The organism is Chryseobacterium populi (assembly GCF_000282115.1).
Classification (GTDB): Bacteria; Bacteroidota; Bacteroidia; order Flavobacteriales; family Weeksellaceae; genus Chryseobacterium; species Chryseobacterium populi.
Genome location: NZ_AKJY01000104.1, coordinates 1 through 10,588, shown reverse-complemented (window position 1 = coordinate 10,588; position 10,588 = coordinate 1). Strand labels below are relative to the sequence as shown.

The 10,588-nt window shown below is 36.9% G+C and carries 8 protein-coding genes; 3 read left to right on the top strand and 5 right to left on the bottom strand.

Annotated elements, in window-relative coordinates:
- Window positions 1-220 precede the first annotated feature (220 nt).
- Window positions 221-1,645 carry a sugar MFS transporter gene (locus tag PMI13_RS18760; protein WP_007846719.1) on the bottom strand — a complete coding sequence of 475 codons (1,425 nt, stop codon included), beginning with the start codon at window positions 1,643-1,645 and terminating at the stop codon, window positions 221-223.
- 467 nt (window positions 1,646-2,112) lie between these two features.
- On the opposite strand from PMI13_RS18760, the gene PMI13_RS18755 reads away from it, so the two are divergent.
- Both PMI13_RS18755 and PMI13_RS18750 read left to right on the top strand, forming a co-directional pair.
- Window positions 2,113-4,347, top strand: a complete 2,235-nt coding sequence (locus PMI13_RS18755) for a polyribonucleotide nucleotidyltransferase (RefSeq protein ID WP_007846718.1) — start codon at window positions 2,113-2,115, stop codon at window positions 4,345-4,347.
- Window positions 4,348-4,464: 117 nt separating this feature from the next.
- Window positions 4,465-4,818: a hypothetical protein gene (locus PMI13_RS18750; RefSeq protein WP_007846717.1), complete on the top strand. Its 354-nt coding sequence runs from the start codon at window positions 4,465-4,467 to the stop codon at window positions 4,816-4,818.
- 260 nt (window positions 4,819-5,078) lie between these two features.
- On the opposite strand, the gene PMI13_RS18745 is transcribed toward PMI13_RS18750, so the two are convergent.
- From PMI13_RS18745 to PMI13_RS18730, 4 genes are all read right to left on the bottom strand, one after another.
- Window positions 5,079-8,249 (bottom strand): M1 family aminopeptidase, encoded by a 3,171-nt coding sequence (locus PMI13_RS18745; RefSeq protein ID WP_007846716.1) that lies wholly within the window; start codon window positions 8,247-8,249, stop codon window positions 5,079-5,081.
- A 2-nt stretch (window positions 8,250-8,251) separates the two neighbouring features.
- Window positions 8,252-9,124: an ABC transporter ATP-binding protein gene (locus PMI13_RS18740; RefSeq protein WP_034670829.1), complete on the bottom strand. Its 873-nt coding sequence runs from the start codon at window positions 9,122-9,124 to the stop codon at window positions 8,252-8,254.
- 175 nt (window positions 9,125-9,299) lie between these two features.
- Window positions 9,300-9,503 carry a helix-turn-helix domain-containing protein gene (locus PMI13_RS18735; RefSeq protein ID WP_007846708.1) on the bottom strand — a complete coding sequence of 68 codons (204 nt, stop codon included), beginning with the start codon at window positions 9,501-9,503 and terminating at the stop codon, window positions 9,300-9,302.
- A gap of 1 nt (window position 9,504) precedes the next feature.
- On the bottom strand, window positions 9,505-10,020 hold the full coding sequence (locus PMI13_RS18730; protein WP_007846706.1) for a DUF2975 domain-containing protein: 516 nt from the start codon (window positions 10,018-10,020) through the stop codon (window positions 9,505-9,507).
- Window positions 10,021-10,189: 169 nt separating this feature from the next.
- Here PMI13_RS18730 and PMI13_RS18725 point away from each other — a divergent pair, with 169 nt between their 5' ends.
- Window positions 10,190-10,534 carry a TfoX/Sxy family protein gene (locus PMI13_RS18725; RefSeq protein WP_007846704.1) on the top strand — a complete coding sequence of 115 codons (345 nt, stop codon included), beginning with the start codon at window positions 10,190-10,192 and terminating at the stop codon, window positions 10,532-10,534.
- Window positions 10,535-10,588 lie beyond the last annotated feature (54 nt).

Here is a 10,588-nt window from a genome sequence, read left to right as displayed (position 1 = left end):
GTCTGACATCATTGATCAAGATAGATTAATTGCGGCTTAAATCGAACTCACGTTAACTTAAAAAGAGGGGAACAAAAAATGAGATCCATAAAAGAATCTCATTAGTAGCTATGTACTATTTTACACTTACTGTTTCCTGCTTTTCTTAAAATAAAGCAGTTGGATTTTAAAAGCTTTGCGTTAATAAAAAAAATGATGAGTATATAGTTTCCTTAAATTATTAATGGCCGGATTTGGACTCAACGGCTTCAACATGTCCGAGATATTTTGTACAGTAAGCTCCGAAGATCAAAATTACCAGATAACAAAATACAGGAATGATAAAAGAATGCTGTACTCCAAACTGATCAGCAAGATATCCCTGGAAAACAGGAACGATAGCACCTCCTAAAATAGCCATTACGACCAGAGAGGATCCCTGGCTGGTATATTTTCCTAAGCCTGAGATGGCAAGCGTATAAATATTAGAAAACATGATCGAGTTGAAAATTCCTATTCCCAGAATACTGTACATAGCCAGTTCGCCATGATTCACCATTGCTGAGATCAGTAAGATAACATTGATTGCCGCAAAAACAGATAGCGTTCTTGCAGGAGCAGCTTTACCGATAAAAAACGCAATAAAATTAAGCACGATAAATACAATGAAAAAGCTGATCTGTGCAAACGTAAGATCTACAATGCTGAAAATAACCAGGAACACAAGACTTGCTGCTCCTAACATATAAATAACTTTCTTTCCCTGACTGATAGATTGGTTTAAAGAAATTGCCCCCAGAAAACGTCCGATCATCGCTCCGCCCCAATAAAGAGAAAGATAATTTTTACTGATAATTTCGTTAAAACCCATTACCTGAGGCTGTTCCAGGAAGCTGATGATGAAACTTCCCACTGCCACCTCACCACCAACGTAGCAAAACATGGCAAAAACACCAAATTTTAAATGACTGAATTGTAAGGCTCCCCAACCCTTCACCAATTCTGTATCCTCATTCATCTGGAAAGAGGGAAGCTTCACTCTTGAGATAAGTAAAGCAACCAATAACAGGATTCCCGCAAAAATCAAATAAGGAATTCTTGTTGCCACTGCGCTGAATGATCCGTCCGGCGATGAGAAAAATTCAAAAATCAGATGGCCACCCAATACCGGAGCAATAGTTGTTCCGAATGCATTGAAAGCCTGAGTCATATTCAGACGGCTTGAAGCAGATTCTTCCGAGCCCAGTAAAGAAACATAAGCATTGGCAGTAATCTGAAGTACTGTAAATCCTAAGCCTAGAATAAATAAGGCTCCCAGAAATAAAGGATAGTAAGAAAAAGTAGCTGCCGGATAAAAAAGTATACATCCGAAAGCTGCCAGGAAAATTCCGAAAAGAATTCCCTTTTTATAACCCACTTTATTAATGGGATCTCCTTTTGAAATGGAAATAAAGAAATAAATGAGCGAACCAATAAAGTAAGCTCCGAAGAAACAGAACTGTACGAGCATCGATTCAAAGAAGGTGAGTTTGAAAAGCTGTTTCAGATAGGGGATCAGAATGTCATTCATACAGGTGATGAATCCCCACATAAAAAATAAAAGAGTGATGGTAATAAGCGGAACAGTATAATTCCTGCCTTGCGATTTTACTTCATTATTAATCATAAACACACATATTTATATGAAAGAGATTTGCAAAAGCCCTTTCAGTTGTTGTCAACCGGAAATCTTTAAATTTTTATCTGTTTTAAAGAACAGGGCAAATATAGGGGAACAACTTTTTTCTCTGCAACTTTTCTGATCTTTTTTCTGGTAATATTTAGTTCAATTTCGCTTTTAAATACAATATTTCTTATTTTGAGACAATAATATTTTGATCTTGTGATTTTTAACGTGAAAACCTTTCAGAAAAACTTGCTTTTCGTTTTTATGGTTTATAAATCAAATTTTAAATTCTTGCATGAATTTTCATGAGTAAATCAGAAATGTTTAATCATAGTAGTCTGAAGGGCCATATTATTTATTCATTTGAAAATTTAATATATCATTATTATACATTACCTTTGCAAACGAAAATTTAAATAGTTTAAATATTAATCGTACTCAATACGGAGTACAACAGACGAAAATTTATGAGTATACCTCAAGCGTTTACAGAAACGATTACACTTGCAGACGGCAGGGAAATCACAATTGAAACAGGGAAATTAGCCAAGCAGGCTGACGGATCTGTGGTAGTAAAAATGGGCGGAACTATGCTTTTAGCAACAGTTGTCGCCAATAAAGAAGCAAATCCCGGTGTAGATTTCTTACCCTTAACGGTAGATTACAGAGAAAAATTCTATGCAGGCGGAAAAATTCCCGGAAACTTTTTCCGTAGAGAAGCAAGGCCTTCAGATCAGGAAATTTTAACAATGCGTTTGGTTGACAGAGTTCTTCGTCCGCTTTTCCCTGAAGATTTCCATGCTGAAGTACAGGTAATGATTTCTTTAATTTCTTATGACGGAAAATCTATTCCGGATGATTTGGCAGGTTTAGCGGCATCTGCAGCGATTGCTATTACAGATATTCCTTTTAACGGACCAATGTCAGAGGTAAGAGTAGTAAGATTCGACGGTCAGCTTTCTATCAACCCGAGCTATGAAGAGCTTAAAAATTCAGAGCTTGATATTATGGTTGGAGCAACTAAAGATTCAATCGTAATGGTAGAAGGAGAGATGAAGGAAATTTCTGAGCAGGAAATGCTTGAAGCCATCATCTTTGCCCACGCTGAAATTAAAAAACAGATCGAAGCTCAGGAAAGATTAGCTGAAAAAGTAGGAAAAGCTTTCCCTAAAAGAGAATACAACCACGAAAATCACGATGAAGCCATCCGTGAAAAAGTGTGGAAAGAAACTTACGATAAAGTATATGAAGTGGCAAAACAGCCTTCAGGAAAAGAAGAGAGAGGAGAAAAATTCAAAGCTGTTCTTGAAGAGTTTTTAGCACAATATGTAGATAATGTAGAGGAATTGGAAAGAGTAACACCTTTCGTAAAAGTATATTATCATGATGTAGAGAAAGAAGCAATGCGCCAGATGATCCTTGAAGATAATATCCGTCTGGATGGCCGTGATCCTAAAACGATCCGTCCGATCTGGTCAGAAATTGATTACCTTCCGGGAGCTCACGGTTCTGCAGTCTTTACAAGAGGTGAAACCCAGTCTTTAACAGCGGTTACTTTAGGATCTGTAAAAGATGCCAATATGGTAGACAGCGTTATGGCTAACTATGACGAAAAATTCTTCTTACACTATAATTTCCCGCCGTTCTCAACGGGTGAAGCAAGACCTTTAAGAGGAACTTCAAGAAGAGAGGTAGGACACGGAAACCTTGCTCAAAGAGCATTACAGGCGGTCATCCCTGAAGAAAATCCATATACCATCAGAATTGTTTCAGATATTTTAGAATCTAACGGTTCTTCTTCGATGGCAACAGTTTGTGCAGGTACACTAGCTTTAATGGATGCGGGAGTACAGATTACAAAGCCTGTTTCAGGAATTGCAATGGGATTGATCACTGATGAAAAGTCAGGAAAATGGACTGTACTGTCTGATATCCTGGGAGATGAAGATCACCTTGGAGATATGGACTTTAAAGTAACAGGAACTGCAGACGGTATCACGGCTTGTCAGATGGATATTAAAATCCAGGGACTTTCTATGGATATCATGGAGCAGGCTTTAATGCAGGCAAAAGACGGAAGATTACACATTCTTAATAAAATCACTGAAACCATTGCTGAGCCAAGAGCTGATGTGAAGCCACACGCTCCGAAAATGGTCGTAATGGAGATTGCAAAAGACTTCATTGGTGCAGTAATCGGGCCTGGTGGAAAAATTATTCAGCAGTTACAGAAAGATACGGATACCGTTATTGCGATCGAAGAGGTTGGCGAAATCGGGCGTATCGAGATTGCAGGAACAGACAGAGAGAAAATCAATGCAGCTGTTGCTAAAATCAATGAAATTACTTTCGTTCCTGTCATAGGAGAAGTTTACAAAGGAAAAGTAGTAAAGGTAATGGATTTCGGAGCTTTCGTAGCTATTGCAAAAGGTACTGAAGGACTTCTTCATATCTCTGAAATTGAATGGGCACGTTTAGACAAAGTGCCTTACAAAGAAGGTGATGAAGTGGAAGTGAAATTCATGGGTTATGATGACCGTAAGAAAATGAAACTGTCAAGAAAGGTTCTTTTACCAAGACCTCCGAGACCTGAAGGAAAACCAAGACCAGAAGGACAGGGCAGACCGGAAAGATCTGAAGGACAGGCAAAACCGGAAGGTGAAAAACCAGCTGAAAACCCAAATCCTTCAGCAGAAGCTTAAGATTCAATCTTAGATATAAATAAATCCCTCAAATTTGAGGGATTTATTATTTTAACCCTTTTTGAATGAGATTTTGAAATTTATTTTATATTTAGCAACAGAAAACAATTTTATTTTATGAAAAAATTATTTACTGCCTTATCCATTTGTGTAAGCTTCTTTGCATTCTCACAAACTGTTAATGATGTTCCCATAAGAGATATTGATGTAGATTATGTTCAGATCATTGGTACGGGGCGTTCTTTAAGTACAAAAGTGAATGTGGAGATTGATTTCGGGCAGGAAACCAAATCCATATCTTTTAAAAACGGAACAAGTATCAAAGATGAAAGAGGAAGGAATATGAAGTTCAATTCTATGATGGATGCCCTTAATTTTATGTCTGCCAACGGATATTCTTTTCAGTTTGCTTACACCATGAATGATGAAAAAGACCAGGCAATCTATTATATTTTAAAGAAAAATAAATAAAATCAATACCACCCGCCACTTCGGGTAGCGCAACGAAAATGAAGTGTACCGGAAATTTTCCAGAACATTCTTTTAACGGCAAAAGTCACAAAATCATCCAGACCATTAAGATATATTTAGAAATTAAGGCAGATTAAGATGAATCATTCAGATTTTAAGACTCATTATTCAAAAGCGGAGTTTAATTTAATAATGCTTAATACCTTATTGTTCCTTAATGGTTCAAAATAAAAACCTCCGTATTTCCGGAGGTTGTAAAACTATATTGTTTTGAAAAGTTTATCGGTTTCTTTTTTTGAAGATTCGCCGGGGCTCACTTTATAAAATTCTTTGAGTAAATCTAAAGAAGTAGGTTTTTTCGGATATCGGTTCTTGATCAGAAAGCTTTTCAAAGCTGCATTCACTTTATCTTCACCGATCAGCTCGCTGAGTTTTACCATAACGATTGCTCCTTTTGAGTAAGAAATATGAGTATTTTCTCCTGTTACCTTATAGATGGGCTGGTTGACTGATAATCCTTTTTCATTGTCATAGATCTGCTGATGTACTTTTATCCTTTCCATCATTTTTTCTTTCCCGTGCATCTTTTTATAAAGCATCATTTCCGTGTACATTGCAAGGGTTTCGGTAAGCATTACGGCACCTTCTCTCTCATCAGGATCAATCTGACTGTTTCCCCACCAGAGATGGGAAAGCTCATGCCCCGCAAGCTCATTGACCACATCCTGTTCTTTATCCGCATGAATATTGGCATGAAAAATCATATCTTCGGGCATAAAGATGGCTGACGGATAGGCCGTCGCTGCAAAACCTCTGGTAAATGAAGAGATTTCCGCAAAAGTGATGGTTTTAAAAGGATATTTTCCAAAATTGTCAGAACAGTAATCCAGGGTGAGCTTTGCATTTTGAATCAGGTGATCTACATTTTCCCCATGTTTTGGATGATACAATACATTGATGGTAATTCCTTTGTAAAGGACATTTTTAAGCTTGTATGCCGCCGAAGAGACTGCAAAACGAAACGGAATATTGTTGGCTTTATATTGAAAATAATTTCTTTCTTCTTTTGTAAAATGATTAACGAGATCTCCCGTTCCAACCGCAGTCTGGTTTTTTTCTGTGGAAACAGTCATATCCAGGTTGATAAAATCTTTGGTAAAGACTTCCGGAGCTTCGAGTTTTTTTAATTCTGACGGTTTTCCGAGCTTATATTCCTTTCTTATTTTTTCATCTTCGGTTTCATTTCCTTTCTGATAGCCGAAAGTAGGGTAATATCTGCTGATCCGCGTAAAAGAGCCGTTTTCAAGAATGGCATTAAACGAATCATGACCGTTTACGGGAGACCACTGATAAGAAATTTTAAAATCCAGACAGGCAGTTTCGTTAGGCTGTAAAGGTTGCCTTAAATGAATTTTATTGACTTCCTGATCTATATTCGCTGACTCAGAACCTGTTTTTAAAATGGCAGATTCTATTTTTAAATCAGGATGAAAATTAAGCAAAACCTTATTGATTGCCTGATCAGTCTGATTCACCAGCAAATATTTTCCCCTGATCAGATAAGAGTTTTCAGAAGGATAAAGTTCAACCTGTGTAATTACATCGGTGATTGTTGGTTGCGGAAGATTTTCATAGGCCCTGAATTTCTTTTCATAATTGATGGATTTTACAATGGCAGCCTCTTCTTTCTTTGGAATATAACCTTTCATAAAAAAGTTGCCTGTGAAAATTCCGAGAATTAATAAAGCCACTGTAAAAACTGTTTTTTTGGGATTCCATTTTTTAGTTTTGATCCATTCATTAATCAACCATGAAAGAACAATTAAGCCTAACCCGAATAAGAGCCTTTCTGCAAAAGCTACCGAATAAATCCCATAACCATTAAAATCACTATAAGTTCCTTTATAATCTGAGAAAATCCTGAACAGAGGAGACGGAATGATTTTTTTTGAAACAGGACCTGCAAAAGTAAGGCCTGCCAGAACTGAAATGCCTAAGGCTATAAACCTGTTTTTTACCACATCATTGATCAATAGTACAAAACCGGAAAAGAGGATCAGTGGAAAAGTATTGAAAAGAACTGTTCCCAGATAAGCATTCCAGTCGATGTGGAAATAATGATAAAAAAGCTGAAATGCCAACCCTTCAATAATAAGAACTGCCGTAAAAAAGAAAAGCAGAATGCTTATGGACAGGAAGTGGCCACTCAGTTTATTTTTCGAGAAATACGTATTTCTTTCAATCAGTGAAAAACCAGAGGCATGGCTTCTCCAATATAAATCATTGATAAAATAGGTTACAATTAACATTCCCAGTAAATGAAAGTTTTCTGAAATAGTTGTAGACATGAGTCCTGAGCCCGCATATTTCTGTGGAAGACGGATTCCTTTTTCAATTTCAGCATACATTTCCATCCCGATAAAGAATAAAAGCAATATGGAAACAGCAACGATAGTAATGCTTCTGAAAAGATAGATAAGATCAATTTTTGCGAATGAAGCGATTGATTTTAATGCAGAAATATCCCCGAAAACGGTCGATGAAACGGCATAATTTTTTAATCCGGAATTTGCCGGAACAATAACCTGCTGGTTTTTATTTTTAAACCTTTTGCCGGAAAATTTCGAAAAAGAAAATAAGCGGTAAGAAATCAGTAATAAACTGCCTGAAACAATCAGAAATAATATTCTGTTGATCAGCAGATATCCTGAAAACGGAACAACAAATTCATTTTTTTGCGGTGCTGAAAAAGTTCTCGCTTCAAAAAAATAAGCTGAAACTCCGAAAGGATCTATAAAGGCTGATAATTGCTGGGTTTCCAGGGATTGCGGTAAGCTTCCGGCCATAAAAGGAGAATTGGAAAATATCAGCACAATCATGTATACAACGTATAGCAAAAGCCCGCCAACTACGACCAGAAGTTTTTTCTTTGTAACCATTGAAATAAAAAAGAGAAAGCTACAGACTAAAAGACAGTTGATAAATCCGAAAATCAGGAGCGGATACACATAATACCACAGGTTGAAATAGGATTGTATTTCACTGCCCGTCCGCATATTCTGTCCGATTAAAAAGCCTGTCATTAAAAACACAAAACTTAAAAAAGTCTGTAAAAAATAAATCAGGAATTTGCCCTGCAAATAGGTTCGTTTGGAAAATGGATAGGAGAAAATAAGAATATCAAACTTTGAATCCCAATCCTTAAAAAGAACCTGACTGGAATAGATAATGGCAAAAAATATAATGGCGAGGCTCAGGAGCCCTGTCATAAAACCAATCGTATAAGGTGAGTTTAAATAAATATCTTCTCCAACAGTAAGGTTGAACTGGTTTCCGCAGAAAACTCCGAGAAATACCAGGATGAGGGCAATGAGATACACGAGCCAACGCTTGATGCTGCGTCCGGCTTCAAATAAAAATATGGCGTTCATGGTTAATGTATTTGGGTAAGAGTATGGAAATAAACGTGCTCCAGTAAAGGATTCACCGGGCTGAAATCTTTGGGTTTTTCTTCTGAGAATGTGGTAATGTATAATTCTCTTTCAATCAGTTGCTGACTGATGATCTGATAACTGGACCGATACTGTTCCAGATCATTTTTATCAATCGGTTTTGACCATATTTTGTTTTCGAGTTCAGCGATCAGCCCATTCGGATTTCCTTTTCTCAGAAGCTTTCCCTGATTCATGATTGCCATTTCCGAGCAGAGATTCCGGACATCTTCAACCAGATGGGTAGAAAGAATTACAATAACTTCTTTGCTGATATCATTGAGTAAAGAGTTGAAACGGTTTCGTTCTTCTGGATCTAACCCGGCGGTCGGCTCATCAACAATAATGATCCCGGGATTTCCGAGTAAAGCCTGGGCTACACCGAAACGCTGCCTCATTCCTCCTGAAAAAGTATGTACTTCCTTGTTTTTAAAATCAGAAAGGTTTACTTTTTCCAATAGGTTTAAAATCTGGTTTTTACGTCCGGAATTGTCTTTAATCCCTTTCAGTATGGCTATATGCTGAAGAAGGTCATAGGCCGAAACTTTGGGATAGACACCAAAATCCTGGGGAAGGAATCCAAGGTTTTGTTTAATGTAATCGGGATCTTTGGAAACATCAGTTCCATTCAGGATAATACTTCCGGAACCGGGTTTCTGTAAACCTACGATGGTTTTCATTAAAGAAGATTTTCCGGCTCCGTTCGGGCCTAATAAGCCGAACATTCCGTTCCCGATTTCCAGTGAAATGTTTTTAATAGCCTGAAATCCATTTTTGTAGGTGAGATTAAGGTTGCTAATTGTTAAAGTATTCATAGTGTTGATTTTGGGTAATAGAAATCCTGGCAACGTTTCCATTGCATTTTAAAACTGTTGATAAAAGGTGTTATGCTGAAAACTTTAATGGAACAACAATGTCACCAAAGTTTTGAAAGTTAATCCTGAGAATTTATCTGAATACTCGAAAACTCATCACTCATCACTCTCATCATCATTCCTTATATTCAAGAATATCTCCCGGCTGGCACTCCAGGATTTTACAGATCATTTCCAGGGTATCGAAGCGGACCCCTTTGGCTTTCCCGGTTTTCAGAATGGATAGGTTGACCGGAGTGATTCCCAGTTGTTCTGCCAATTCTTTACTCTGCATCTTTCGTTTGGCAAGCATTACATCTAAGTTGACTATAATCGGCATATTATATAAATAGGTCTTGTTCGTTTTGCAAATGTAGTCCCTGGCTGAAAATATTAGCAAGAAACAGACAGAAAATTCCTAACATGAAATGGATAAAAACCAGTCCCCAGATGATACTTTCGACCTCTACAAAGAAGCTTGCCAGAACAACAACAGGCAAAGGGAAGAAAATATTATAGGTGTAAAATCTTTTAAGCTGTGTTATATGGTCTTCCGTGAAAAGTTTTGGCTGAAAGAAAACCCTGAACACTTTCGCCGATAGCAAGAAGAAAATCCCATACGTAATTAAAACGGTCAGAAATGAAAATAAAATATACGGGGAATTATTTTCGATATTTAAAAAAGGCTGCTCTGTGAATGGATAATTGATGTGCAGATACAGATTCTGTTTGTATGGAGTTATGGCAAACCCTGTCAGTAAACAAAACACTGAATATACAAAAGTAAGCAGATAGCCTGCCGATAACACAAAGCATAAATAATAAAGAATCTTTGAAATAATTTTGGTCTGATTCATGATTATAATAATTAATTGATAATGCAAATGTATAATTAATTATCGTAAAACAATAATTAATTCAAATAAAAATTTAATTAATTAATATTTGTGTTTGAAAGAAGTTTCAGAAAATGCAGTGTTTTCCGGGATTTTTATTTAATTTTAAATATCAAAAAAAAATTAAAAGATGGCTTTCAATATTCAGCTTGCAGACCGAATTCGTGAACGGCTTTCCGAAATACCCCGGATTGAAGTGGAGGAAAAGAAAATGTTCAGTGGGCTGGCATTTCTGGTTAATGGGAAAATGTGCATCAATGTAAGTGGTGACAACCTGATGTGTCGTTTTAATCCGGATCTGGAAGAGGATGTTGCCGGGAAAACAGGTTTTCTTCCCGTGATTATGAAAGGGAAGCAGCTTAAAGGATATTGTTATGTGGAACCTGCAGGCTTTCGTAAGCCGGAAGATTTCGAATACTGGATCAATACCTGTCTGGATTATAATAAAACAGCTAAAGCTTCAAAGAAAAAATAAGAGGCTGTCTCAAAAGTGAGACAGTCTTTTTTTTATGCTCAAAAAGAAAGGAAA

What these genes read in the sequence shown, in the direction of transcription:
- PMI13_RS18760 (WP_007846719.1), bottom strand. Translation starts at nt 1,645, where the DNA reads ATGATTAATAATGAAGTAAAATCGCAAGGCAGGAATTATACTGTTCCG.
- PMI13_RS18755 (WP_007846718.1), top strand. Translation starts at nt 2,113, where the DNA reads ATGAGTATACCTCAAGCGTTTACAGAAACGATTACACTTGCAGACGGC.
- PMI13_RS18750 (WP_007846717.1), top strand. Translation starts at nt 4,465, where the DNA reads ATGAAAAAATTATTTACTGCCTTATCCATTTGTGTAAGCTTCTTTGCA.
- PMI13_RS18745 (WP_007846716.1), bottom strand. Translation starts at nt 8,249, where the DNA reads ATGAACGCCATATTTTTATTTGAAGCCGGACGCAGCATCAAGCGTTGG.
- PMI13_RS18740 (WP_034670829.1), bottom strand. Translation starts at nt 9,124, where the DNA reads ATGAATACTTTAACAATTAGCAACCTTAATCTCACCTACAAAAATGGA.
- PMI13_RS18735 (WP_007846708.1), bottom strand. Translation starts at nt 9,503, where the DNA reads ATGCCGATTATAGTCAACTTAGATGTAATGCTTGCCAAACGAAAGATG.
- PMI13_RS18730 (WP_007846706.1), bottom strand. Translation starts at nt 10,020, where the DNA reads ATGAATCAGACCAAAATTATTTCAAAGATTCTTTATTATTTATGCTTT.
- PMI13_RS18725 (WP_007846704.1), top strand. Translation starts at nt 10,190, where the DNA reads ATGGCTTTCAATATTCAGCTTGCAGACCGAATTCGTGAACGGCTTTCC.